Source organism: Brevundimonas sp. DW-iso22 (genome assembly GCF_058725425.1).
On sequence record NZ_JBZXEB010000003.1, the window covers coordinates 361,604 to 387,155 of the forward strand.

The following is a 25,552-nucleotide window of genomic DNA, read 5'->3' on the forward strand; positions in this document are numbered from 1 at the left end:
AAGGGCCGAAAGGCCCCGGCCCAGACCCCGTTGCGGGCCACGTTTGGCGTCGGTCAAGATGCTGATTCCGTTCTGTTAAAGTCAGGCCGCCAGCAGGCGGCGCTTGCGTTCGCGCGACACGACCTCGCGCGCGAGGCGCAAGTAAGCCTGGCTGCCGGCGCATTTCAGGTCGTAGATCAGGGCGGGCTTGCCGAAAGACGGGGCCTCGGCCACCCGCACATTGCGCGGAATGATGGCGTCATAGACCTTGTCGCCGAAATGGGCCCGCACATCGTTGGCGACCTGGCCGGACAAGGCACTGCGTCGATCATACATGGTCAGCACCAGCCCCTGAATGTCCAGCGACGGATTCAGGCTCTGACGCACCATATCGATGGTCTTCATCAGCTGGGTCAGGCCCTCCAGTGCAAAGAATTCGCACTGCAACGGCACCAGAACCGCATCGGCGGCGGCCATGGCATTCAGCGTCAGCAGGTTGAGAGACGGCGGGCAGTCGATCAGGACATAGTCATACTTCGTATGGCCATCAGCGCCCTGCCCCGCCAAGGCATCCTTGAGCCGGAAGGATCGACGGTCCGCCTGGCTGAGCTCGATCTCGACGCCCGACATGTCGGCATCGGCGGGGATGATCCAGAGGCCCGGCACCGTCGTCTGCACAGCGGCATCGTCCACCGACCGCGAGTCCACCACCACGTCGTAGATGGTGACCCGCCGTGTTTCACGTGGAACACCGAGACCCGTGGACGCATTGCCCTGAGGGTCCATGTCGACGATCAGCACCTTTTCGCCGATTGCCGCCAAGGCTGTGCCCAGATTGATGGCGGTCGTGGTCTTGCCGACCCCACCCTTCTGGTTCGAGACGGCCAGGACGCGGGTCTTACCAGAATTTGACACGGCTGATGCCCCGAACAGATACGATACGGCCGCGCGGGTCACTGCGCGAGATGGAGAGGTTGCTTTTGAACTGCCAGACCTTGCGCGCCTCGGCTACCTCACCCTCGGCCTTTTCCCCTTTCAGGAACAGGCCTGTGGCACCGCGTTGTAGATAAGGCTGTGCATAGCCCAGAAGCTTTTCCATCGGGGCCACCGCGCGGGCCGTCACGACCTCGACGGTCACCGCATTATCTTCGGCACGCCCGTTCAACACGGTGGCCCGCAGGGACAGGCCATCGACCACCTCCTGCAGAAAGCGGCAGCGCTTGCGCAGGCTGTCGATCAGCCAGACGTGGCTCTTGGGCTGAGTCTTCAGCATTATGGCCAGAACGATGCCAGGAAAGCCAGCGCCGGCGCCGAGGTCGGCCCAGGTCTGGGCACCGGGTGCATGCTCAAGAAGTTGGGCGGAGTCCCAGATGTGGCGGTTCCAGACGTCCGGCAGGGTGTCGGGCCCGATCAGGTTCATGACCGCATTGGCCTCGGTCAGCCGTGTGATGAACCGTTCGAGATCACCCATCTGGGCGGGGGTTGCGTTGGTGAGGACTTGGAACTCTGTCGGGGTCAAGCGGCCACCTTGCGTTTCACGTGCGACAGCAGGGCCGTCAGAGCTCCCGGTGTCATGCCTTCGATCCGGCCGGCTTGGCCGAGCGTACGAGGCTGAACCAGGGACAGCTTCTCCCTCGCCTCGTTTGAAAGGCCGCCGATGGCCGCATAGTCCAGGTCGACAGGCAGAGCCAAGGCCTCCTCGCGGCGCAGCGCTTCGGCATCGGACGCCTGACGATCCAGATAGGTGGCGTAGCCTGCGTCGATCTCGACCTGATCTCGCACGGCGCGGGACCATGTGGCGATCTGGGGATAGGCGGCTTCAAAATCGGCCAGGCTGACATTGGGATAGGCCAGAAGCTCGCGCATCGTGCGCCGCTGGCCGTCAGCATTCACCGGAATCCCCAAGGCAGCCGCCTCCTTGGGCGTGAACCGTGTTTCACGTGAAACAACGGCGGCTTCGGCGAGTTGTGCCGCCTTGATCTCAAACGCTACTCGACGTTCCTGAGATACGATGCCCGCCGCGATAGCCAGTGGAGTCAGGCGCTGGTCGGCATTGTCGGCACGGAGCGTCAGGCGATACTCGGCCCGGCTGGTGAACATGCGATAGGGCTCGGTCACACCGCGCGTCACCAAGTCGTCGATCATGACGCCGATATAGGCTTGGTCCCGGCCGAGGATAACAGAGTCGGACCCCGAGGCGGCACGTGCGGCATTCAACCCGGCGATCAACCCTTGCGCCCCCGCCTCTTCATAGCCGGTTGTGCCGTTGATCTGACCAGCCAGATAGAGGCCCGGCCGCTTCTTGACCTCCAGCGCGGGGGTCAGTTCGCGCGGATCGACATAGTCGTATTCGATGGCATAGCCGAAGCGGAATACCTCGACCGATTCCAGCGCCGGAATGGTGCGCAGGAAGGCCGACTGGGTCGCATCCGACACCGAGGTCGATATGCCGTTGGGATAGACGGTCGGATCGTCCAGACCCTCGGGCTCCAGGAAGATCTGGTGCGAGGTCTTGTCGGCGAACCGCACCACCTTGTCCTCGATCGAGGGGCAATAGCGGGGTCCGCGACCGGACAGATGGCCGCCATAGACGGCGCTCTCGCCCAGGTTCTCCGCGATGATCCGGTGGGTTTCGGCATTGGTGTGGGTGATGCCGCAGGCGATCTGAGGGACGTCAATCCGGTCGGTCAGGAAGCTGAAAGGTACGGGCTCGTCATCGGCGGCCTGCATCTCCAGCCGGTCCCAGGCGACGGTGCGTCCGTCCAGACGCGCGGGCGTGCCCGTCTTCAGCCGGCCCATCATCAGGCCCGCGCCATAGAGGTCTGCTGCCATGCCGGTCGACGGGGCCTCGCCGTGGCGTCCGGCAGGAATACGCAGGTCGCCCTTGTGGATCACGCCATTCAGGAAGGTGCCGGTCGTCAGCACAACGGCAGCGGCGCGGAGCTCCAGCCCCTCCCCCGTCGTCACGCCTACGACGCGGGCACCGTCCATGATCAGCGCTTCGGCGGTCCCGGCCATCATGGTCAGATTGGGCGTCTGCGCCAGTTCGGCCTGCATGGCCTCGCGGTAGAGGCGGCGATCTATCTGGCTGCGTGGGCCCTGGACTGCCGCGCCCTTGGAGCGGTTCAGCAGGCGGAACTGGATGCCCGCCCGGTCACCCAGTCGGCCCATCAGGCCATCCATGGCGTCGATCTCGCGGACGAGATGCCCCTTGCCCAGACCGCCGATAGCGGGATTGCAGCTCATCTCGCCGATCGTTTCGAGCTTCTGGGTCAGCAGCAGGGTGCTGGCCCCGGCGCGTGCGGACGCCGCCGCGGCCTCGCATCCCGCGTGGCCGCCGCCGATCACAATGACGTCGAAAGGGGTGGAGTTCATGCGTGGGACATAGGACAGGCCGAGCCGAAAAGCCAGACGGCACAAGGTCATGCCGGTAAGACCGTACCGTGTTTCACGTGAAACAGACCGGCGTTACTTGCCGATGCAGAAGCTTGAAAAGACTTCGCCAAGCACGTCCTCAACCCCGATGGCGCCGGTGACGCGGGCCAGGGCGTCGGCGGCCCGTCGCAAGTCGTCGCCCGCCATTTCGGGGGCGATGTCCAAAGCCCGGCGGCCTGCCTCGACCGCGCTCAAGGCCTCGACCAGACGCAACCGGTGCCGCTCGCGGGTGACAGCCGGGAAGTCGGCCCCAGAAAGATCCGCCTGCAGCCGGGCGGCGAGCCAGTAGTGCAGGCCCTGAAGCCCCTCGCCGGTCGTGGTGCTGACGGTGAGTGCAGACGCATGAGCTAGCGGTACCGCCCCGAGGTCAGCCTTGGTGAAGACGGTCAGATCGTCGGCCTTGACGAATGTCGCCGCCACACCGTCGGGATCACCTGGACCGCGCACCCACACACGCAGGTCCGCTGCCTCGGCGCGCGCCCTCGCCCGCCGCACGCCCTCGGCCTCGATGGGATCGTCGCTGGCGCGCAGACCGGCCGTGTCAGACAAGGTGACCGCATAGCCGCCGATGACCAGTTCGGCATCCAGCACATCCCGGGTCGTGCCGGCGATCGGCGTGACGATCGCCGCCTCGCGCGCGACTAGGGCGTTGAACAGCGACGACTTGCCCGCATTCGTCTCGCCGATCAGGACGATGCGATAGCCGTCGCGGACCCGCTCTCCGCGCCGGGCGTCCGCCAGGGCCGCCTTCAGGTCCGCGATCAGTGCGTCCAGCACAGGCCCCGCCGTGCGAGCCAGATTGTCGGGCACTTCCTCGTCCGGAAAATCGATCTCGGCCTCGACTAGCGACAGGGCTTTCAGCAGGTCGCGGCGGAAACCGGCATAGGTCTGGGATAGGGCCCCGTCCAGCTGACCCAGCGCCTGGGCGGCCTGGGCTGTGGTCTCGGCGTCGATCAGATCGGCTACCGCTTCGGCCTGGGCAAGGTCCATGCGGCCGTTCTCGAAGGCACGGCGGGTGAACTCACCCGGTTCGGCCGGGCGGACACCGAGTGCGATCAGGGCGGCGCTCACGCCTTCCACGACCGCACGTCCGCCGTGAAGGTGAAGCTCGGCGCAGTCCTCGCCAGTGTAGGATTTCGGGCCCGGAAAGCGCAGGACGAGGGCCTGGTCGAGGATGGCCCCATCGTGGGTCAGCGTCCGGAGACTGGCCATGCGAGGCTTCAGTTCGCGCGCGCCGAGTTTCGCCAAGGCCTCATTGGTGCGCGGACCGGACAGTCGCAGGATGGCGATAGCCCCGCGACCCGGCGGGGTGGCGAGGGCGAAGATGGTGGGGTTCGCGGTCAATGTCTCCTCCCTGTTCGCCGCTGGGCGAATGGGGAGGTGGCAGCGAGCCCCTCGCGAGCTGACGGAGGGGTGAAGGCTGCGAAATACACCCCTCCGTCTCCTCCGCTTCGCTCCGGAGCCACCTCCCCATCGCTGCGCGACGGGGAGGAGACAAGAGCAACTACCCCTTGGGCACCGCCGCGTCCATCAGTTTGCGGAACTGGTCTTGGGCCTGGAGCCCATAGCTGGTCCAGGTCTTCATCAGCTCTTCGGGCTTCATGGCGGTGATGTTCTCGTCCATGCGGCGCTGCATCTCGGCGACCAGATGGTCGTTCAGCGGCGCGACGTCCGGCAGGCCCAGAAAGGCGCGCGCTTCCGCCGGGGTGCAATCCACCTCTACCGTGACCTTCATGGCTCCGCTCCGTACGTTTCACGTGAAACAACATGCTTGATGTTCCTAACGCCTGACACGCGGTGTCAGGCTACTTGAGGAACGGTCCCTCATATAGCGAGCGCCCGCGGCGCGAGCGATAGGGCCAGAATTATGTGTTCATGGACTGGAAGAAGTCCGCGTTGTTCTTGGACTGACGCAGCTTGTCGAGCAGGAATTCGATCGCGTCCTGCGGGCCCATGGGGTTCAGGATGCGGCGCAGGACATAGGTCTTGGCCAGCTGATCCTTGGGCGTGATCAGCTCTTCCTTGCGGGTGCCGGACTTCAGCACGTCGATCGCCGGGAAGATGCGCTTGTCCGCCACCTTGCGGTCCAGCACGATCTCGGAGTTGCCGGTGCCCTTGAACTCTTCGAAGATCACCTCGTCCATGCGCGAGCCGGTGTCGATCAGGGCGGTGGCGATGATGGTCAGTGACCCCCCCTGCTCGACATTGCGCGCGGCGCCGAAGAAGCGCTTCGGCCTTTGCAGGGCGTTGGCGTCGACACCGCCGGTCAGCACCTTGCCCGACGACGGCACGGTCGCATTGTAGGCACGGCCCAGGCGCGTGACCGAGTCCAGCAGGATGACGACGTCGCGCTTGTGCTCGACCAGGCGCTTGGCCTTTTCGATGACCATTTCGGCGACGGCGACGTGACGCGTGGCGGGCTCGTCGAAGGTCGAGGCCACGACCTCGCCCTTCACAGTGCGCTGCATGTCCGTGACTTCTTCCGGGCGTTCGTCGATCAGCAGGACGATCAGGAAGACCTCTGGGTGGTTGCGCTCGATCGACTTGGCGATGTTCTGCAGCATCACGGTCTTGCCGACCCGCGGCGGGGCGACGATCAGGCAGCGCTGGCCCTTGCCGAGGGGGGCGACGATGTCGATGACCCGCCCCGAGCGATCCTTGAGGGTCGGATCCTGGATTTCCATGATCAGACGCTCGTCGGGATAGAGCGGTGTCAGGTTGTCGAACAACACCTTGGTCGAGACCATTTCCGGGTCTGCGAAGTTGATGGTGTCGACCTTCAGCAGGGCGAAATAGCGCTCGCCTTCGCGCGGACCACGCACGGCTCCGTGGACGGTATCGCCGTTGCGCAGGCCAAAGCGGCGGATCTGCGAGGGCGAGACATAGATATCGTCCGGACCCGGAAGATAGTTGGCGTCCGGGCTGCGCAGGAAGCCGAAGCCGTCGGGCAGGATTTCCAGCACGCCCGAGGCGATGATCTCCACCTCCTCGTCGGCCAGGGTCTTGAGGATGGCGAACAGCAGGTCCTGCTTGCGCAGATTGCCGGCGTTTTCGATCTCCAGGCCTTCGGCGAAGGCGACCAGGTCGGCGGGTGTCTTGTCGTTCAGCTCCTGGAGCGTGATGCGACCGTTGGGGACGCTGGATTCGCCGCCCTCCTCATCCTCGTCCTCGCTGACCTCCTGATCGACCATGGGCAGGTCGGCAGCAGCGGGTGCGCCGTGTTCGACCTCGGTCGCGGCGTCATCGACGGGGGTTTCGGCTTCAGTGGGGGTGTCGGTCTGGTCGGTCATAAGGGCCATCAGCGTCATCGCCGCCGGACAGGGTGTCGGGCGGGCGGGAAAAATCTGGAAATGTCGGACCCGAGGGTCAGGGGAGTACGACGGGCTCCCACGGTCGAACCGGCGGGCGTCGCAAAGAGAGAGGGACCGCCCCAAGACGGAGGACGGTTCGCGGCCAGCGAAACCACGGCGCGACGCTCAGGTCAAGCGTCGCCGCTTTTCAGAACACCCACTGCGTCGTGACCGACAGCACCATGACGATGGCCAGCAGGAAGGGAATTTCGTTGGTCATGCGCCAGAAGCGGCCGGTGCGGGTCGAAGTCCCGGCCTGAATCCGCTTGAACTGCCCCGCCAGATAGCCGTGCCAGCCGCTGAGCAGGACGACGCCGATCAGCTTGGTCGCCATCCACGGCTGCGCCAGAAAGGCCCAGCCCTGGCCGAACTGGACGACATGGATCTCGATCATCCAGACACCGAAGATCCACGACGCGATCATGGCCGGGTTGAGGATGATCTTCAGCAGGCGGCGCTGCCAGGGACACAGCAGCGCGCGCATTTCGGACCGCAGCGGCTCGGGCTTGGCGGCCTGTTCGGCGTCATAGGCATAGAGGCGCGGCAGGAACAGCAGACCGGCCATCCAGGCGATGACCGCAAGGATATGAAGCCCACGGACGATCTCGAAGGTGGTGGCGACGTCCATCACGCCGCCTTGCGCTGGCATTGATAGGGACAGGCCTTCCAGCGCCCTTGGCAGCCCGGCCCGTGCGGGGCAACACCCTGTCGCGGCAGGGCCTCGATCACGGCATCAGCCAGGGTATCGACGAACAGGGGCGATACACCGACTGCCGGTGTCCTCAGATAGGGCGAGACCCCCAGCTCGTGCGCCAGTTCGCCGTATTCGATGTCCAGCTCGACCAGGGTCTCGATATGTTCGGAGACGAAGGCGACGGGCACGACGATCGCCCCCACCCCATCCTGGGCGGCCTGTTTGATGGCATCCGGCGTCGAGGGGCCCAGCCATTTCATCGGCCCGACCCGGCTCTGATAGCACAGGGTCCAGGCGTCGGGGGCCAGCCCGGCGGCGGCAGCGATGGCGGCACAGGTCGCCTCGACCTGTTCCTGATAGGGATCGCCCTTCCTGGTCACCAGCATTTCGGGGATGCCGTGGGCCGAGAACAGCACCCGCACGGCGGCGTCACCGGCCTCGGCCAGCTTCTGGCGCACGGCCTCGGCCTGGGCCTGGATCCAGCCGATCCCTTGCGGATAGCAGCAGACGGTCCGGCTCTGGCCCGATCCCGCATAGACCTCGTGCCAGCGCTTCAGCGAGGACTCCGTCGTCGTCGTCGAAAACTGCGGATAGAGCGGCAGCAGCACAATCTCGTCCGGGGCGAAGGCGGCGACATCGACCGCCGTCTCCTCGGTCAGAGGATGCCAGTAGCGCATGGCGATGAAGGCCCGAACCTCGTTCCCCGGCAGGCGATCGGCCAGCACGGCGCGCAAGGCCTCGGTCTGACGCCGCGTCTCGGGCAGCAGGGGCGAACCGCCCCCCATCAGGGCATAGTTGGCCTGGGCACTGGTCTCGCGTCGGCTGGAAATCAGCCTGGCGATGGCGGTGCGGAAGATACCGGGCAGGCCGATGATGGCCGGGTCATTGAACAGGTTGAACAGGAACGGCTTGACCGAGGCCTGGTCGTCCGGCCCGCCGAGGTTGAACAGGACGATGGCGATACGCCGTCCGCTGCGTGTTTGGCCAACGTCCGTCATTGGGCACCGATCCGGCGCAGGACTTGTTCGACATGGGCGACCGGCACATCCGGCATGATCCCATGGCCTAGGTTGAAGATCCACGGCCCGTCGCCCCAGGCGGCCATCAACTGATCAACCCGGCAATCCAGCGCATCGCCACCGGCCCGCAGCAGCAGGGGATCGAGCGCGCCCTGAATGGGTTTGATGGCCTGAACCCGCTTGCCGATCTCCAGTGGACAGGCGGTATCCAGGGCCACCGCCTGAACATCGACCTCGGCGGCATACCGTTCAGCATGGGCGGCAGAGCCTCGCGGGAAGCCGATCAGGGGCACGGTGACGCCCAGTTCGCGGGTACGGGCCACCAGCGCCTGATGCGGTCGCAGGACCAGGCGCTCGAACAGATCGTCCGGCAGACCCTCGGCCCAGCTCTCGAAGATCTTCAGGACCTGGGCCCCGGCATCGGCCTGCATCTTCAGATAATGGGCCGTGGCCTCGACCAGGACCTCCAGCGTGCCGTCGACGCGGGCGGGGTCCTCGTAGGCATATTTCCGGGCCGTGGCGCGCTCGCCCTTGCCGATCGTATTGTGATGTCCGTCCAGCATATAGGTGGCGACGGTCCAGGGGGCACCGGCAAAGCCGATCAGGGCTCGCTCGGGCTGCAGTTCGGCCCGGACCAGGGACAGGGTCTGGCCCACCTGATGAAGATAGCGGCCCGCGCCCTCAGCCTTCTCACGCATATGGCCGACGGACGGCATTTCGCCCAGGCGTGGCCCCTCACCGGTCTCGAACCAGACGTCCTGGCCCAGAGCCTGGGGGATCAACAGGATGTCGGCAAAGACGATGGCCGCATCAAAGCCCAGCCGCTTCATCGGCTGCAGCGTCGCCTCGGCCGCCATCTGCGGGTTCAGGCAGAAGGCGATGAAGTCGGGAGCCTGGGCCCGCAGAGCCCGGTATTCCGGCAGGTAGCGCCCGGCCTGACGCATGAACCACACCGGAGGCCGGTCGGTCGTCTCTCCGGCCAGAACGCGGAGAAGCAGGGGGGTGTCAGGGTGCGTGATCATTAGATTGGGGCTTAGCCTTCGGTACCGCCCCGCTCAAGCCCGCCCATGTCGCACCCCCTTCCTTCTCAATAAAAGAATCGAAGATTGAATTGAGGAGGAAGGTAGGGCCGGGGACAGCGGGGATAATCGTCAGCATCGCTCCGATTCCGGATCGTTTGTCCCAAGGTCGTCATGTTCGGTCGACGGGCGCATCGGCAGGCTGGGGGAAACGGGGATAAGTTCTAACGAGACCTTAACGGGCGGCCTTCTGAGGCTCATCGGGCCTGGGACCAGCTGGGGGTCGTTAAGACCTTGTTAAGGAACTCCACAGTCGATCGGGGGACAGGATTACCCTTCTGGACAGTTGGCACCCGAAGGCTCGCTGCCGTCCACCGTCGTCCCCGCTCGCCGGGTGAAGATGCGGGCGCTATAGGGATTGGACCCCGGTCTTCGCGTTTCGGCGCCCCGGCCCGTCCACAGGAGTCCGTGCCATCGTGAGCGATCATCCCCACCTGCGATCATCGACATCTGTCAGGGGCGCACAGGCATGAATGCGGCGCGCACAGCCGGGCGATCTCGCCTTGCCACCTATTTCCACGTGCATCTGGTGTCGGATTCGACCGGCGAGACCCTGAATGCCATGGCCAAGGCGGTGGTGGCGCGGTTCGATGGCGTCATTCCGATCGAGCACATCTATGCCCTGGTTCGCTCGGATCGTCAGATGGAGCGCGTCCTGGCCGAGATCGCCTCGGCCCCCGGCGTGGTTCTGCATACCCTGGTGGATCGCGAGCTGCGCGATCAGCTGGAGGAGGGGTGCCGTGTGCTGGACATGCCCCAGATCGCCGCGCTGGATCCGCTGGTCGGGGCCCTGTCCCGCTATCTGGGCGCGGCCCTGTCGACCCGGGTGGGGGCGCAGCATGCGCTGGACACCGACTATTTCAACCGCATCTCGGCCCTGGATTTCGCCATGGCGCATGACGATGGCCAGGGCACGACGGAGCAGCTGGAGGGGGCCGACGTGGTCCTGTGCGGCGTCAGTCGTACGTCCAAGACCCCGACCTGCATCTATCTGGCGCACCGCGGCATCCGCGCGGCCAATGTGCCCCTGGTTCCCAATCAGGAAGATGGCGAGCGGCTGGTGGGGCTCAAGAACCCTCTGGTCGTGGGCCTGACGGTTTCGCCCGACCGACTGGTCCAGATCCGGCGTAACCGCATCGATGGGCTGAACGCCTCCCACACCAGCGCCTATACCGATCAGGAGGCCGTGCGCGACGAGACGGTCAAGGCCCGCCGGGCCTTCGAGCGTCGCGGCTGGCCCGTCATCGACGTGACCCGGCGGTCGGTCGAGGAGACGGCGGCAGCCATCATCAACGTCCTCAATGAGCGCCGTACCCAGCGCGCGGGAGCCAACTGGTGAGCCAGAATAGCGAACGTCTGATCCTGGCCTCCAAGAGCGCTGCCCGCCACGCTATGCTGGAGGGGGCGGCCGTACCGTTCACCGTCCATGTCGCCGATGTGGACGAGGACGCGATCAAGGCGCAGCTGGCCGATCACGACGCCGCCGAGCTAGCCGTCGAACTGGCCCGGGCCAAGGCTCTGGCGGTGTCGCGCCATCATGAAGACGCGTGGGTGCTGGGCGCGGACCAGACCTTGGCCTTCGACGGCGGTCGGGTATCCAAGGCGAAGTCGCTGGAGGCAGCCCGGGTGCGGTTGGCGCAGATGCGGGGTCGGTCGCATCAGCTGCATTCCGGCGCGGCCCTGGCTCGAAATGGTCAGATCGCCTGGTCGGGCGTGGATACAGCGACCCTGACGATGCGCGATTTTTCCGACGGCTTTCTGGACCTCTATATGGCGACCGAAGGCGAGGGCCTGTTGTCCTGCGTCGGCTCCTACCGTTTGGAAGGCATGGGCGCGCAACTGTTCGAGCGGGTCGAGGGTGACTATTTCACCGTCCTTGGCCTCCCGTTATCGCCAGTCTTGGCTGAACTGCGCCGTGCGGGCGTGCTGATGTCATGACCGCCCTGTCGCGCCTCGCCGGAGTCGCCGGTCAGCCGATCGCCCACTCGCTCAGCCCGCTGATCCATTCGACCTGGATCATAGCGGCGGGGCTGGACGCCAGTTATGAGCCGTTCGGTCCGATGGATGAGCTCGCCTTCGCCGCCCTGGTGGACGAGGGCCGCGCGGGGCGGCTGACGGGGCTGAACGTCACGGCCCCTTACAAGAGCCTGGCGCTCGCCCTGGCGGATCAGACCAGTATCGTGGCCTCGACCTGCGGGTCGGCCAATTTGCTGACGTTTCAGGAGGGGCGGGTTCATGCGGACAGCACGGATGGAGAGGGTCTGATGCAGGCCCTGGCCGAACAGGCCCCGGATCTGAACGTGGCGGGCCAGTCCGTGGTCATTCTGGGCGCGGGCGGGGCGACGCGAGCGGCGGCGGTTGCCCTGAAGGCCGCGGGGGCCAAGGTCGGACTGATCAATCGCACGCGGTCAAAGGCCGAGTTGCTGGCCGAAGACCTGGGTATCGAGGTGGCGGACCCCGAGGTGCTGCAAAAGGCCGCGCTCGTCGTCAATGCCCTGTCGGTACAGCCGGATTTCGATGTGGGCCGGCTCAGCCGCGAAGCCGTCCTGATGGACATGACCTATCGACCGCTGGTCACGCCGTTTCTGGCGGACGGACGAGCGCAGGGTCTGCGCACCGTGGATGGGCTGGCCATGCTGATCGGCCAGGCCAGACCCTCATTCGAGGCGATGTTCGGGGTGCCGGTGCCGCCGGTGGATATCCGGCGCGTGGTTCTTGATGCTCTGGGGGAAACCGCATGATTGTGCTGGGTCTGACCGGCTCCATCGGCATGGGCAAGTCCACGACGGCGCAGATGTTCGCCGAGGCAGGAGCGCTCGTCTGGAATGCGGATGAGGCCGTGCATGCGCTCTATGCCAAGGGAGGGTCGGCGGTTGAACCCGTCGGTGCGGCCTTCCCCGGCGTGGTCGTCGATGGGGCCATTGATCGTACCCGTCTGGCCGAGGCCCTGGGGCGGGACGGTCAGGCGTTCAGGCGTCTGGAGCAGATCGTGCACCCGCTCGTGGCGAGGGGCCGCACTGACGATCTGGTGGTGGCGGAACGACGCGGGGTGAAACTGGCGGTTCTGGACATCCCCCTGCTGTTCGAGACCGGCGGAGACGCCGCCGTCGATGCCGTGGTGGTGGTCACGGCAGATGCGGACATTCAGGCCGCCCGCGTCCTGGCCCGTCCGGGCATGACCCGCGACCGCTTCGACGCCATCCTGCAACGCCAGACGCCCGATGCGGAAAAGCGTCGTCGGGCCCACTTTATCGTAGATACCGGCCACGGGCTGGAGGCTGCGCGGGCACGGGTGACCGAAATCGTGGGGACCGTTCTGGATCCGGCGTGGACACCCCCGCGCCGCTCTCTTTCGTCGGCGGACGAAGCGCCCCATTAAGACGCCATGTCACGCGAAATCGTCCTCGATACGGAAACCACCGGCTTTGATCCCCGCACGGGCGATCGGCTGGTCGAGGTCGGCTGTATCGAAATCCACGACCTGTTGCCGACGGGCCGGACGTTCCATCGTTTCGTCAATCCGGAGCGGTTGATCCCCGCCGGGGCCATGGCGGTGCACGGCATCACCGACGAACAGGTCAGGCATGCGCCCAAGTTCAAGGAGATCGTCCGTGATCTGATGGAGTTCATCGGCGACGCGCCGGTGATCGCCCACAACGCCGCCTTCGACCGCAGCTTCATCGACCATGAATGCGGTTTGTGCAGCCATCCAGTGCTGGAGGCTGACCGCTGGATCGACACGCTGAAACTGGCCCAGAGCCGGTTTCCGGGCATGCCCAACTCTCTCGATGCCCTGTGCAAACGCTACAAGATCAGCCTGGTCGACCGCACGATGCATGGGGCCCTGATCGATGCGCGGCTGTTGGCCGAGGTCTATCTGGAACTGCGCGGCGGCAAGGAACGCAGCCTGGACCTGTCGTCCGCCAAGGCGGTAGCCGCTGCCGTCGCCGCCGACCGCGCCCAGGGCTATGTCTCGCGCGAGCGCCCCTTGGCCGCGCGCTCAACCGACGAGGAACGGGCCATCCACGCCGCCTTCCTGAAGGCGACGCTCAAGGATCACTCGCTGTGGGCAGGGTACGGAGTGGAGGTCGGCTGAGCCGACCCCCGAAGCTCGATCAAGCCTGGCCAGTGTCCATTGGACCGCGCGCGATCTGCTGCTGGCGCGCCACATAGATGCCGGCGAAGTCGATCGGGTCCAGCATGAAGGGCGGATAGAAGCCACCGTCCGAGGTCGCGCCGGCGATGATCTCGCGCGCGAACGGGAACAGGTAACGCGGGCATTCGATCAGCAGCATCGGCTCGATGTCCTGCTCGGCCACGCCGGACAGGGCGAACAGCCCACCATAGACCAGCTCGACCGCGAAGACGGTCATGGTGTCGGTGGTCGCCTTGACGGTCAGACGCAGTTCGACCTCGAACAAGCCGTCGGGGCGGCCCTGGGCATTCATCTCGACACCCAGGTCGATGGCAGGCTTGCCCTCGATCCGCAGGCTGTCGGGCGCGCGCGGGTTTTCGAAGGACAGGTCCTTGGCGTACTGGGCGACGATGCGGAAACCGGGGCCGGTCGGCTGGCCTTCGGTGGGCGCGCCGTTCTGGCTGTCGGTCGGCGTGTCAGTCGGGGCGGGCGTTACGTCGGTCATCGTGAGGCGCGATCTGTCTGAAAGGTTGGGCGACGCATGCGGGCGTCAATGAGGCGCGGCGACTAACACGAGGGGGCGAACACGGCAATCTGGAGCGTTCTACCAACCATCCCGGGAATGGCCAGGGTGCCGCACGGCGTGGCGTTCGCCTTGCGCCGTCCCATATGAGCCCCTAATCCTCACACTTCGCGCCGCCCGGCTTCGGGCGACAGCCTAAGGAATACCAGTGCCGGCCCAGATCCAGATCGTCATCTACGCCGCCATCGCTGCCGTCGTCCTGTTCATGCTCTATAATGTGCTGGGCAAGAAGGTCGGTCGCCAGCCCGAAGAGGACGCCCGGTCCAAGCCGCCGTTGCCCGCCGGTGCCGGCCCTGTGCCCGAGCCTGCCAATGGCGCACGCCCAAACGTCCTGGACGCTGTCACCCTGGCCTCGATCGCGGGACTGAAGGCGCGCGATCCGAACTTCGACCCCGCCCGCTTTCTGGACGGGGCGCGTCAGGCGCATGAAACCATCGTACGGGCCTATGCCGAGGGGGACCGCGAGACGCTGAAGCCCCTGCTGGCCCCGGTGGTGATGGAGAGCTTCGAGGGTGGCATCGCGGCGCGCGAGGCACGGGGCGAGACCGAGACCGTCGAGTTCCTGCATCCCGCCCGCGCCGATCTGGAGCTGGCCACGGTCAACGAGAACCGCGCTATCACCAAGGTCCGCTTCCTGGCCGAGCTGCGCAACCGGATCAAACCGGCAGGCGAGGCGGTCGAGGAACAGGTAGAGGAGCGCCGCGTGGCGGAACTCTGGACCTTCGAGCGCACCCTGGGGGCCAGTGACCCGAACTGGGTTCTCGCCCGGACGGAATCCGCCTCGGCATGATGCTTGGCCACCGCGCGGATCGTTCCTTGGGAACGGTTCGGGCGGGTCTGGTCCTTATGGCCACGCTTGTGCTGGCCGCCTGTTCCAGCGGGCCGATGGTGCCAACCGGGCCCCTGTCACCGTCGCCATCATATCCAGTGCCCTCGCAACCGACGCCGGACGCCCCGCCGCCCGCCGACGGCCCGGCCAGTCTGGCCGGCTGGGCCAGCGAGGATCATCTGTCGGCCTTCAACGCCTGGGTCGACGGTTGCGGCGTGGCCCGCGATGCCGCAGCCAAGGTCCAGTGCGACCGGGCCATGCAGATCCGCCGCACGTCGCGCCCCGTCACCCCATCGATCGCGCGGGCCTTCTTCGAGACCGGCTTCGTCGTCGTGGCCGCGCGGACCGATGACGGCTCGCCCGGCCTGCTGACCGCCTATTTCGCGCCGGAGTATCAAGCACGGCGTCGGCCGGATGCGACCTTCGACGCGCCGGTCCTGGCCCGCCCTGCCGGGTGGTCACGCGGCCAGACCCTGCCCGACCGCGCCGCCATTGAGGCCGCGCCGCAGGCGGTGTCGAGCCAAGCCCCTCTGGCCTGGATGCGGGCCGAGGACCTGTTCTTCATGCAGATCCAGGGCTCCGGCTATCTGACATTCGAGGATGGGTCGAAGGCCCGCGCTTCCTACGCCGCCGATAACGGCCGCACTTTCGTCGGCATCGCCCGGCCGATGGCCCAGCAGGGGCTGCTGCCCGCCAACGGCACGTCCGGCGAAGCGATCCGGGCCTGGCTGGCCGCGCATCGCGGGGCTGAGGCGCGGCGCGTCATGGCCCTGAACCCGCGCTACATCTTCTTTGCCATGGATCCCGACGACGGGGGCGATCCCAATGGGGCGGCAGGCATCGCCCTGCCCGCCCGCCGCGCCATTGCCGTCGACCCGGCCCACTGGCGTTATGGCGACCTGGTCTGGATCAGCGCCGACGGCGGTAATCTGGCCGGGGCCCGCGCCAGCTATCAGGGTCTGGTCGTGGCGCTGGACACCGGTTCCGCCATCCGCGGCCCCGTCCGCGCCGATCTCTACATGGGCCGGGGCGAGGCGGCGGGCGAAGAGGCGGGAGCCGTGCGGCATCCGCTCAGGATGTGGCGGCTGGTGCCGAGGGGCTGAGATCCGCCCTCGCTCACCTCCCCATTGCCACTTCAAGGCGATGGGGAGGACCGATCGCGCAGCGATCAGGAGGGGGCGGCGCAGGCGTTGGACTGTTATCCGCCGACACCGCTGTTTAGGACATCTCCGGCTCTGACGGAGCCGCCCTCACCTGACCGCCGCTGACGCGCCGGTCTGTCCTCTCCATTCGCCTGCGCGAACGGAGAGGTGAACTGTCCTATCGCCGCTTCAGCCCACCCAATAGGCCGCGCAGCAGCTCCCGCGTGATCGTGCTCCCCGCCGTCCGCAGCACCGACTTCGTCGCGGCTTCGATCGGGGTTTCGCGGGTCGAGCGTCGGGCGGGGGTTCGCGCCGAGGTGCGGGCGCGCGCGGCGTCGCGTTCGTACTGGGCCTGCTGGCGAGCCTTGTCCTTCAGACGCGCGGCCTCGGCCTTGTCGGCTTCCTTGGCGGCGGCTGCATCGGCCTTGGCCTGGGCTTCGGCCAGCTTGGCCTCTGCCAGTGACTTGTCGGCCTCGCCCCGGCGGGCGGCCAGGACTTCCTCGGCGGACTCGCGGTCGATGGGGCTATCATAGATGCCGCGCACGGGGCTGGCGGCCATGACGGCGGCGCGCTCGGCGTCGGTGGCGGGGCCCAGGCGGCTGTCGGGCGGGCGAACGGTCGTGCGCGCCACGACGCGCGGCGCGCCCTTTTCGTCCAGGGTCGAAACCAGGGCCTCGCCGACACCCAGTCCCTGAATGGCCTCGGCGGTGTCGAAGGCGGCATTGACTCGGAAGCTTTGCGACGCGGCCTTTAGCCCCTTCTGCTCGGCAGGCGTATAGGCGCGCAGGGCATGCTGGATGCGGTTGCCCAGCTGGGCCAGGACGCTGTCGGGAATGTCGGCCGGGTTCTGCGTCACGAAATAGACGCCGACGCCCTTGGAGCGGATCAGGCGCACCACCTGTTCGACCTTCTGGCGCAGGGCGTCGGGCGCATCGGTGAACAGCAGGTGGGCCTCGTCGAAGAAGAAGACCAGGCGCGGCTTGTCCGGATCGCCGACCTCCGGCAGTTGCTCGAACAGTTCGGACAACAGCCACAGCAGGAAGGCTGCGTACAGGCGCGGGCTGTTCATCAGGCGGGTGGCGTCCAGCACATTGACCTGACCCCGGCCGTCCAGGCCGGTACGCAGCATGTCCTCCAGCCGCAGGGCCGGTTCGCCGAAGAAGGCGGCCCCGCCCTCCTGTTCCAGCTGCAGGATCGCCCGCTGGATGGCGGCGATGGAGACGGGCGCGACATTGCCGACCTCGCGTCCGATGCGCTCAGAGTTCTCGCCTACATGGGCCAGCATGGCGCGCAGGTCGTCCAGGTCCAGAAGCAGCAGCCCCTCCTTGTCCGCGACATGGAAGACCACCGACAGCACGCCCTCCTGCACCTCGGACAGGTTCAGCATGCGGGCCAGCATGACCGGGCCGATCTCGCTGACCGTCGTGCGGATCGGATGACCCTTCTGGCCATACAGGTCCCAGAAGACGACGGGTGCGGCCTTGGGCGTCAGCGTCAGTCCCATGCCGGCCGCGCGGGCCAGCAGCTTCTCATTGGGCGAGCCGGGCATGCAGATGCCGGACAGGTCGCCCTTCACATCCGCGCAGAAGACGGGGACACCGGCATCCGAAAACCCCTGGGCCATGATCTGCAGCGTCACCGTCTTCCCAGTACCGGTCGCGCCCGCGACGACGCCGTGCCGGTTCGCCCGGCCCAGCAACAGGGTCTGGAAGGCCTTGTCGGCGTCCATGGACTGGCCAAGGAAAAGACTGGGGGCGGTTTCGGTCATGGGAACTCCGAACGGGGGTTGCGCACTCATCGTCTACCGGCGGGCCACGAGGTTCAAGGCCGTTGACGACGCTCGCCGGGACCTTGACCATATGCCAATGAAATTGCCCATCACCTTCCCGACCTCGGCCGTGTCGCGCAACGCCATGGTGATCATCGCCGTGGTGGCAGTCGGGGCCGCCCTCTACTGGCTGAGGGGCATCCTCACACCCCTGGCCATGGCCATCTTCCTGATGATCATGATTGACGGGGTGAAGCGGTCGATCGAGAAGCGTACGCCGCTGTCCCCCCGCTGGTCGGGAATTGCGGCGCTGACGGTCGTGACCATCGGCTTCTTCATTTCCATCGCCATCATCGTCGATGGCGCGGCGGGCTTTTTTGGTCAAGCCAGTGGTGTCTCTGCCAGCATCGGGCCGCGTCTGGACCAGATCCTGCAGGATGTCTGGTCCCTGGTCGGAGCCAATGAGCCGCCGACAGCCACAGAACTGATCGCCCAACTGGATGTGCGTTCCTATCTGACCCAGGCGGCGATGCAGGCGCAGGGCGTGGCGTCCGGGGCCTTCTTCGTCCTGATCTATCTGGGCTTCCTGCTGGCCGCCCAGAAGGGCTTCGGACGCAAGATGGCTGGTCTGTTTCCGAAACGCGCCGACCGGGCCGAGGCGCTGGAGGTGTTTCATCGCATCCGGGGCGGCGTGGAGGGCTATCTGTGGGTCCAGACCGTCACCGGTGCCCTGATCTGTCTGGTGGCATGGATCCTGATGCGGGCCGTCGGGCTACAGAATGCAGAGTTCTGGACCTTCGTCATCTTCGTCGTCGGCTTCATCCCGGTATTGGGCGGAGCCGTCGCGGGACTAGTTCCGCCACTGTTCGCCCTGGTGCAGTTCCAGAGCTATTGGCCCGCGCTGATCCTGCTGGTGGGTCTGCAGACGATCCTGTTCATCAGCGGCAACCTGATCCAGCCGCGCATGCAGGGCGACAATCAGAATATCGACCCCATCGTGGTCCTGCTGGCCCTGGCCTTCTGGGGCCAGCTGTGGGGCGTGACCGGCATGTTCCTGTCGACGCCGCTGGCCGTCATGGCCATGGCGATCCTGGCCGAGTTCCGGGGCTCGCGCTGGATGGCCATCCTGCTGTCCGGCGACGGCGCGCCCTATGCGCACGAGGAGGAGGAGAAATCCGCCTCCCGTAGCCGACGCCAGGCTGCGGCCACCGCAGACTGACCCCGCGTCAACCTGCCGCGCCTCACTGCTCTTCAGGAGCCGGTCCTGCCCTTGATTGGCCACAACCCCTGCCTATTTCGAACCTGTCGCCACGGCCCTCCCCTCCCCCCGAAGCCGTGGCGCTAGAGATCGGTCCCTCCCTCCCCCTCCGGGATCGGTCCGACAGACCGCCGGACGAAAGTTCGGCGGTCTAGTCGTATCTGGGCCTCAGGTTGCAGGTGCGACCGTAAAGACACACAGACTGATCAGCCGCCGTTACGCGGGAACGCCAGCAAAATCATCGCGTTGTGTCGCCCGGAAGGGGGCTTCCCGGCGTGCGCGCCACTACCTTGGATTTGTTTCTCATGATCAAGACACTCTTTATGGCTTCGACGGCCCTGCTGATGACGGGCGTTGCCGCCCCGGCCCTGGCCCAGTCGGCCCCTGACTGGAGCGGCCCCTACGTCGGCATCTACGGCGGCTGGGCAGAGAACGACACCAACGACGATGAGCGTCTGGTGTTCGACCGCGACTTCGACGGCCAGTTCGACGACACCGTCGTTCTGAACGGCACCACCGACGACGCGTTCAGCCCCGGCTACTGCGCCGGCCGCGCCAGCACCCAGATTGCTGCCGACGGCTGCAGCGATCGTTCGGGCGGCGTGCAGGCGGGTCTGGTGGCTGGTTACGACTTCCAGTTCGGCAACTTCGTCGTGGGTGCCGTCGCCGATGTCAGCGCTCTGAACAGTGCGCGTTCGGTGACGGGCTTCAGCACAACCCCCGCCAACTATGTCTTCACGCAGGAAATCGAGAGCATGGCCGCGATCCGCGCGCGTGCTGGTTACGCTTTTGGGCCGGCCTTGGTCTACGCCACGGGCGGTGCAGCCTACGCACGCGCGGACAATACGTTCTCGACCACCAACACGGCCAACAGCTTCGTCGAGCAATCGAACGAGGACGACATGGACGGCTGGCAGGCCGGCGCGGGTCTGGAGTGGCGTCTGGCCCCCAACCTGTCGGTGACGGGTGAGTATCTTTATACCTCGCTGGACGGTGACGGTCAGGTGGTTCGCGCCGGCAACAGCGGCACGACGCCCGCAGGCAACCCCTTCATCCTGGCCCCGAACACGGCGGGCACGGATATCGCTACCAGCTTCGATTCGTACGACACTCACGCCGTTCGTATCGGCATGAACGTCCGCTTCTGATCCATGCCGGATCACTGAACGGCGATAAGTCGACGCCGGCCTCCGAAAGGAGGCCGGCGTTTCGGTTTTGGGGGTTCCGGTTCCAGCATGGGTGGCCTACGGACGGGCCTGCACACGGCCCGCTTGCCGAAAAAGCGAACCAGCCTAGTGTGAGTTCACCATCGGCGGTCCGGAGCGGATCGCGTCCAGAAGAGATATGCCATGTCAGGCGAAACCGCACCCGTGCTTCCTCAGGCTTTGACCCTGGAGGCGCTGGAGGCGAGCTTTGCGGTTGCGGTGGGCGGCCCTCCGGGCCCGGCGGCCAAGTCATTCCTGGTGCAAGCGCACGAAGACTATGCCGCAGACGAGGCCCCGGAACTGGGCGGCGAGGATCTGGCGGCCCTGCTGGCCTTGGCCTGGGCGGCGGCAGAAGGCCGTTCGCACGGCGAGCCAGCACGCATCACACTGTCGAGGCTGAATGGTGCCGACGGCCGACCGCTGGGATATGACGTCCTGATCGTCATCCAGGACGATCGACCTTTCCTGGTCGACAGCGTCATGGGCGAACTGGCCGAGGCGGGCGTCAGCGTCCGCTGCATGTTCCACCCGGTGACCGATGAGGACGGCGGGCGCGAATCGACCATCATCGTCGTACTGGACCCCCTGCCACAGGAGCGGCGTGATGCCTTGGGCGAGGCCATGGCCCAGACCCTGGCTGACGTCGCGGGCGCGGTGAATGACCATGCCGCCATGGCTGACCTGATGGGACGAGCCATCGCGCATCTGGAGGCCGGCCCCAAGGGTGTCGATCCTGCGATACTGGCCGAAAACATCGCCTTCCTGCGCTGGTTGCAGCAGGACCATTTCGTTTTCCTGGGCGCGCGTGACTATGACTATCCGCGCACTGCGGACGGCGGTTATGAGGCCGAGGCTCCACTGTCGCAGTCGGGCGATGGCCTGGGCGTCCTGGCCGATCCGGACCGGACCGTCCTGCGCCGCGCCAATGAGCCGGCCGTTCTGACGCGGCAGATGAAGCGCCAGCTCGACCTGTCCGATCCCGTTACCGTGGCCAAGGCCAACGCGCGGTCGCGCGTGCATCGCCGCGCCTACATGGACTACGTCGGGGTCAAGCGGTTCGGTGCTGATGGACGACCGTCCGGCGAGACACGGTTTGTGGGCCTGTTCACGGCCGAGGCCTATGACAAGGTCGCCAGCGAAGTCCCCCTGATCCGAGCCAAGGTTTCTGCGGCCCTGAAACGAGGCGGCAAGATCGAGGGCAGCCACAGTCACAAACGGTTGCGGAACATCCTCGAGAATTATCCTCGCGACGAGCTGTTCCAGATCAGCGAGAACGAGCTGCTGGACAGTGCCCTGGGCATTCTGCACCTCTATGATCGTCCCCGGATCAAGGCCTTCACGCGCAAGGACCCGTTCGACCGGTTCGTCTCCATTCTGGTCTTCATTCCGAGAGAGCGTTTCCACGCCTCCGTGCGCGAGCGGATCGGTCGGCTGCTGGCCCAGGCCTGGGGCGGGCGGATTTCGGCCTGGTATCCGCAGCTGTCGGACCAGCCCCTGGTGCGCATCCACTACATCATCGGCATTACACCGGGCGATCACCCCTGCCCCGATCCGGCCGAGATCGATGCGATGGTCCAGGAAGCGGGCCGTGGCTGGGTCGACCGGTTCGAGAGCGCCCTGCGAGAGGCGGGCGTGGACGATGTCTCCGTCGGCCCGACCAGCGCGCGCTGGGCCGAGGCCTACGGGGCCGGCTACCGCGACCGCTATACAGCTGCCGAGGCCGTGCTGGACTTCCAGCAGATCGACCGACTGAGCGCATCCGGCGTGCCTGAAGCCGATGGCGGCGACCACAGTGACGCGGTCGCCATCCGCGCCTTCCGCACGGCCGAGGACGGGCCGCTGAACTTCCGCTTCAAGATCTACCGGCGCGGTGCGGCGGCGGCGCTGTCGGACGTGCTGCCGATCCTGACCGACATGGGCCTGAAGACGCTTGAGGAGTGGGGGCATACCCTGCGCCCGGCGGGCGGGGAGGTCATCCACGTCGATGAGTTCCTGATGGAGGACCCCCGCGGCGGCGATCTGAAGTTCGAGGATGTGCGCAAGCCGTTCGAGGATGCCTTCGCGGCCGTCTGGCGCGGCCAGACCGAGAGCGACGGCTTCAACCGGCTGGTGATCGAGCTGGGTGTCGACTGGCGCGAGGCGGCCCTGATCCGCACCCTGGCCCGCTATCGACAGCAGACAGGAATGGACCCCAGTCAGGCAGTACAAGAGGAAGCCCTGCGCGATTATCCGGCCGTGGCGCGCAGCCTGCTGAAGCTGTTCAACACCAAGTTCGACCCGGCCGCGGGCGGCGATGCCGCATCGCGCGAACCAGCCGTGAAGGCCGTCTTCGATCAGATCATCGAGCAGCTCCAGGCCGTGAAGAGTCTGGATCACGACCGCGCCCTGCGTCGGCTGGCCCTGCTGGTCCAGGCGATCAAGCGTACCAACTATTTCGAGGTCGGCGAAGACGGACGGCCCAAGCCCTATATCTCGATCAAGATCGCCTCGCGCGAGCTGGAAGACCTGCCCCTGCCCAAGCCGTACAGGGAAATTTTCGTCTGGGCCCCGTGGATCGAGGGTGTGCACCTGCGCTTCGGTCCTGTGGCGCGCGGGGGCCTGCGCTGGTCCGACCGCCGCGACGACTTCCGCACGGAGGTGCTGGGCCTGGTCAAGGCGCAGCAGGTCAAGAATGCGGTCATCGTGCCGGTCGGCTCCAAGGGCGGCTTCTTTCCAAAGAAGCTGGCCGACATCGTCCGCGCCGGCGGCGACCGCGACGCCCAGCAGGCCGAGGCCATCCGAGCCTACAAGACCTTTCTCTCGGGCCTGCTCGACATCACCGACAATATCGCCGCCGATGGTTCCGTCGTCCCGCCCAGGGATGTCGTGCGGTTCGAGGGGGACGACCCCTATCTGGTCGTGGCCGCCGACAAGGGCACGGCGACCTTCTCCGACATCGCCAATGGCGTATCGGCGGACTACGGCTTCTGGCTGGACGATGCCTTCGCTTCGGGCGGGTCCGTCGGCTACGACCACAAGGTCATGGGCATCACAGCGCGCGGGGCATGGGAGGCGGTCAAGCGGCACTTCCGCGAGATGGGCAAGGATATCCAGACCGAGCCCTTCACCGTCGCCGGCGTCGGCGATATGTCCGGCGATGTGTTCGGCAACGGCATGCTGCTGTCGAAGGCGATCAAGCTGGTCGCCGCCTTCGATCACCGCGACATCTTCATCGACCCCAACCCCGATCCGGCCACCAGCTGGGTCGAGCGGGACCGCATGTTCAAGCTGCCGCGCTCGTCCTGGCAGGACTATGACAAGAGTCTGATCTCCAAGGGGGGCGGCGTCTTCCCGCGCTCGGCGAAATCCATCGAGCTGTCGCCCGAGATCAGGGCCCTCCTCGAAATCGACGCCGACGCTGTCGATCCGGCAACCCTGATGCAGGCCATCCTAAAGGCCCCGGTAGAACTGCTCTATTTCGGCGGCATAGGCACCTATGTGAAGGCTGCCCACGAGAGCGACGCCCAGGTCGGCGACAAGGCGAATGATGCTATCCGCATCGACGGTATCGAGGTCCGGGCCAAGGTCATCGGGGAGGGGGCCAACCTGGGCCTGACCCAGGCGGGTCGTATCGGCTATGCGCGAAACGGCGGGCGGATCAATACCGACGCCATCGACAACTCCGCCGGCGTCGACAGCTCCGACCACGAGGTCAATATCAAGATCCTGACCGGAGCGGCGATCGCGTCGGGGGCGTTGAAGGCTGAGGACCGCAATGCCCTGCTGGCTTCCATGACCGACGAGGTCGGGCTGAAGGTGCTGATCCACAACTACGACCAGACCCTGGCGGTGTCCTTGCAGGAGGCGGAGGGTGCCGGTGCGCTGGATGCCCAGCAGCGGTTCATGCAGTGGCTTGGGGCCAAGGGCAAACTGGACCGCAAGGTCGAAGGTCTGCCCGACGACGTCCGACTGGCCGAGATGAAGACCACGGGTCAGGCCCTGACGCGACCTGAACTGGCGGTGCTGACGGCCTATTCCAAGCTGGAGCTGTTCGACGACATCGTTGCGTCCAGGGCCCCGGACGATGCCTTCTTCAAGAAGACCCTGATCGACTATTTCCCGGCTCCGCTGGCGAAATACGAAGCCGACATGCAGCGCCACCGTCTGCGGCGCGAGATCATCTCGACCGTCCTGTCGAACGAGATCGTCAACATGACCGGGGCGACCTTCCCGGAACGTCTGCGCATCTCGGCCCAGTGCGACACAGGGGCCATGGTCCTGGCCTTCGAGGCCGCACGTCAGGTCTTCCGACTGGACGAGGCCTGGGCGCAGGTCTCGGCGCTGGACCTGAAGATCACGGCAGAAGCCCAGATGGCCCTCTATGCCGAAATCTCCACCGTGCTGCGTCGCCAGACCTCCTGGCTGGCGCGACGGGCCATGCAGCCGGGCGCGACGGTGGACAGCCTGATCGCCGCCTACCGTCCGGCGGCCGATGCCTTGAGGGCAGCGGGAGGCTCTGTGCTGTCACGCTTCGAACAAGCGCGTCTGGACAGCCGGATCGAGGCCTTTGTGGCCCTGGGCGCAACCCAGGCGATGGCGCGGGACTTCGCCATGCTCAGACCTCTGGTCGCCACGGCGGACATCGGCGACCTGGCTCGAGAGGCCGGATGGCCGGAACCGGCCATGGCCATGCTGTATCATCAGGTCGGGGCGGCTTTCGACTTCGACCGTCTGCGGGCCGCAGCGGGCAACGTCCCCTCGATGGACCATTTCGACCGTCTGGCCGTACGCCGCCTGATCGAGGATCTGATGGCCGAGCAAAGGGTCCTGACCCGCGCTGTGGCCAAGGCCTCCGGCGTCGGGGTCGGGGCCAGCGAGGCGGCGGCGGAGACGGCCGTCGATGCCTGGATCGGGCCACGTCAGAAGACCGTCGAGGGTGTGCGTGCCTCGGTGGACGAGATCGAGGCCTCGGGCACCGGCTGGACCTTCGCCAAGCTGACCATCGCCAACTCGGCCATTCGGGAAATCGCCAACTCGGTGTAGGGGCGCTACCGCTCACGACGCGGTCGTTCGCGGCTTGAGCGTATTCTCGAGCGC

Annotated in this window: 21 protein-coding genes; 10 read left to right on the forward strand and 11 right to left on the reverse strand. The window is 66.4% G+C overall.

Annotated elements, in window-relative coordinates; translation table 11 throughout:
• Positions 1-81 precede the first annotated feature (81 nt).
• The 9 genes from AC4PRM_RS05360 to hemE form a co-directional block, all read right to left on the reverse strand.
• Positions 82-894: a ParA family protein gene (locus AC4PRM_RS05360; RefSeq protein ID WP_492039061.1), complete on the reverse strand. Its 813-nt coding sequence runs from the start codon at positions 892-894 to the stop codon at positions 82-84.
• The gene (gene rsmG / locus AC4PRM_RS05365; RefSeq protein ID WP_492039193.1) at positions 878-1,450 is read right to left on the reverse strand and encodes a 16S rRNA (guanine(527)-N(7))-methyltransferase RsmG; all 573 of its coding nucleotides are present in this window, start codon (positions 1,448-1,450) and stop codon (positions 878-880) included. Before rsmG ends, AC4PRM_RS05360 begins: the two co-directional genes overlap by 17 nt.
• Positions 1,451-1,494: 44 nt before the next feature.
• Positions 1,495-3,354: a tRNA uridine-5-carboxymethylaminomethyl(34) synthesis enzyme MnmG gene (mnmG, locus tag AC4PRM_RS05370; RefSeq protein ID WP_492039062.1), complete on the reverse strand. Its 1,860-nt coding sequence runs from the start codon at positions 3,352-3,354 to the stop codon at positions 1,495-1,497.
• Positions 3,355-3,447: 93 nt separating this feature from the next.
• Positions 3,448-4,758, reverse strand: coding sequence for a tRNA uridine-5-carboxymethylaminomethyl(34) synthesis GTPase MnmE (gene mnmE / locus AC4PRM_RS05375; protein WP_492039063.1), 1,311 nt, complete (start codon positions 4,756-4,758; stop codon positions 3,448-3,450).
• 160 nt (positions 4,759-4,918) lie between these two features.
• A complete protein-coding gene (locus AC4PRM_RS05380; RefSeq protein WP_492039064.1) occupies positions 4,919-5,149 on the reverse strand; it encodes a DUF6489 family protein in 231 nt (76 codons plus the stop codon).
• 130 nt (positions 5,150-5,279) lie between these two features.
• Positions 5,280-6,704 carry a transcription termination factor Rho gene (rho, locus tag AC4PRM_RS05385; RefSeq protein WP_373256666.1) on the reverse strand — a complete coding sequence of 475 codons (1,425 nt, stop codon included), beginning with the start codon at positions 6,702-6,704 and terminating at the stop codon, positions 5,280-5,282.
• Positions 6,705-6,912: 208 nt separating this feature from the next.
• Entirely contained in the window at positions 6,913-7,392 is a 480-nt protein-coding gene (locus AC4PRM_RS05390) for a CopD family protein (protein ID WP_492039065.1), read from the reverse strand.
• Complete coding sequence (hemH, locus tag AC4PRM_RS05395) at positions 7,392-8,456, reverse strand: ferrochelatase (RefSeq protein WP_492039066.1); 1,065 nt, start codon at positions 8,454-8,456, stop codon at positions 7,392-7,394. Before hemH ends, AC4PRM_RS05390 begins: the two co-directional genes overlap by 1 nt.
• A complete protein-coding gene (gene hemE / locus AC4PRM_RS05400) occupies positions 8,453-9,499 on the reverse strand; it encodes a uroporphyrinogen decarboxylase (protein WP_492039067.1) in 1,047 nt (348 codons plus the stop codon). The genes hemH and hemE overlap by 4 nt, the downstream gene beginning before the upstream one ends.
• 526 nt (positions 9,500-10,025) lie before the next feature.
• Here hemE and AC4PRM_RS05405 point away from each other — a divergent pair.
• Genes AC4PRM_RS05405 through dnaQ form a run of 5 tightly spaced genes read left to right on the forward strand, consistent with a single transcriptional unit; the run spans position 10,026 to position 13,652 of the window.
• A complete protein-coding gene (locus AC4PRM_RS05405) occupies positions 10,026-10,895 on the forward strand; it encodes a pyruvate, water dikinase regulatory protein (protein ID WP_292173387.1) in 870 nt (289 codons plus the stop codon).
• A complete protein-coding gene (locus AC4PRM_RS05410) occupies positions 10,892-11,494 on the forward strand; it encodes a Maf family protein (RefSeq protein WP_492039068.1) in 603 nt (200 codons plus the stop codon). Before AC4PRM_RS05405 ends, AC4PRM_RS05410 begins: the two co-directional genes overlap by 4 nt.
• Positions 11,491-12,297: a shikimate dehydrogenase family protein gene (locus AC4PRM_RS05415; protein ID WP_492039069.1), complete on the forward strand. Its 807-nt coding sequence runs from the start codon at positions 11,491-11,493 to the stop codon at positions 12,295-12,297. The genes AC4PRM_RS05410 and AC4PRM_RS05415 overlap by 4 nt, the downstream gene beginning before the upstream one ends.
• A complete protein-coding gene (gene coaE, locus AC4PRM_RS05420) occupies positions 12,294-12,935 on the forward strand; it encodes a dephospho-CoA kinase (RefSeq protein ID WP_492039070.1) in 642 nt (213 codons plus the stop codon). The genes AC4PRM_RS05415 and coaE overlap by 4 nt, the downstream gene beginning before the upstream one ends.
• 6 nt (positions 12,936-12,941) lie before the next feature.
• A complete protein-coding gene (gene dnaQ, locus AC4PRM_RS05425; protein ID WP_492039071.1) occupies positions 12,942-13,652 on the forward strand; it encodes a DNA polymerase III subunit epsilon in 711 nt (236 codons plus the stop codon).
• Positions 13,653-13,671: 19 nt separating this feature from the next.
• Here the strand turns inward: dnaQ and secB are convergent, their stop codons facing one another.
• Positions 13,672-14,196, reverse strand: a complete 525-nt coding sequence (gene secB, locus AC4PRM_RS05430) for a protein-export chaperone SecB (RefSeq protein ID WP_373256651.1) — start codon at positions 14,194-14,196, stop codon at positions 13,672-13,674.
• Between the two features lie 226 nt (positions 14,197-14,422).
• Here secB and timA point away from each other — a divergent pair, with 226 nt between their 5' ends.
• Both timA and AC4PRM_RS05440 read left to right on the forward strand, forming a co-directional pair.
• Positions 14,423-15,064, forward strand: coding sequence for a TIM44-related membrane protein TimA (timA, locus tag AC4PRM_RS05435; protein ID WP_492039072.1), 642 nt, complete (start codon positions 14,423-14,425; stop codon positions 15,062-15,064).
• A 137-nt stretch (positions 15,065-15,201) separates the two neighbouring features.
• On the forward strand, positions 15,202-16,206 hold the full coding sequence (locus tag AC4PRM_RS05440; RefSeq protein ID WP_492039073.1) for an MltA domain-containing protein: 1,005 nt from the start codon (positions 15,202-15,204) through the stop codon (positions 16,204-16,206).
• Between the two features lie 217 nt (positions 16,207-16,423).
• Here AC4PRM_RS05440 and AC4PRM_RS05445 read toward each other — a convergent pair whose 3' ends face one another.
• Positions 16,424-18,013: a helicase HerA-like domain-containing protein gene (locus tag AC4PRM_RS05445; RefSeq protein ID WP_492039074.1), complete on the reverse strand. Its 1,590-nt coding sequence runs from the start codon at positions 18,011-18,013 to the stop codon at positions 16,424-16,426.
• A 97-nt stretch (positions 18,014-18,110) separates the two neighbouring features.
• Here AC4PRM_RS05445 and AC4PRM_RS05450 point away from each other — a divergent pair, with 97 nt between their 5' ends.
• The 3 genes from AC4PRM_RS05450 (at position 18,111) to AC4PRM_RS05460 (ending at position 25,498) form a co-directional block, all read left to right on the forward strand.
• On the forward strand, positions 18,111-19,232 hold the full coding sequence (locus tag AC4PRM_RS05450; protein ID WP_492039075.1) for an AI-2E family transporter: 1,122 nt from the start codon (positions 18,111-18,113) through the stop codon (positions 19,230-19,232).
• Between the two features lie 344 nt (positions 19,233-19,576).
• On the forward strand, positions 19,577-20,419 hold the full coding sequence (locus AC4PRM_RS05455; RefSeq protein ID WP_492039076.1) for an outer membrane protein: 843 nt from the start codon (positions 19,577-19,579) through the stop codon (positions 20,417-20,419).
• Positions 20,420-20,620: 201 nt separating this feature from the next.
• Complete coding sequence (locus tag AC4PRM_RS05460; protein WP_492039077.1) at positions 20,621-25,498, forward strand: NAD-glutamate dehydrogenase; 4,878 nt, start codon at positions 20,621-20,623, stop codon at positions 25,496-25,498.
• Positions 25,499-25,552: the final 54 nt, after the last annotated feature.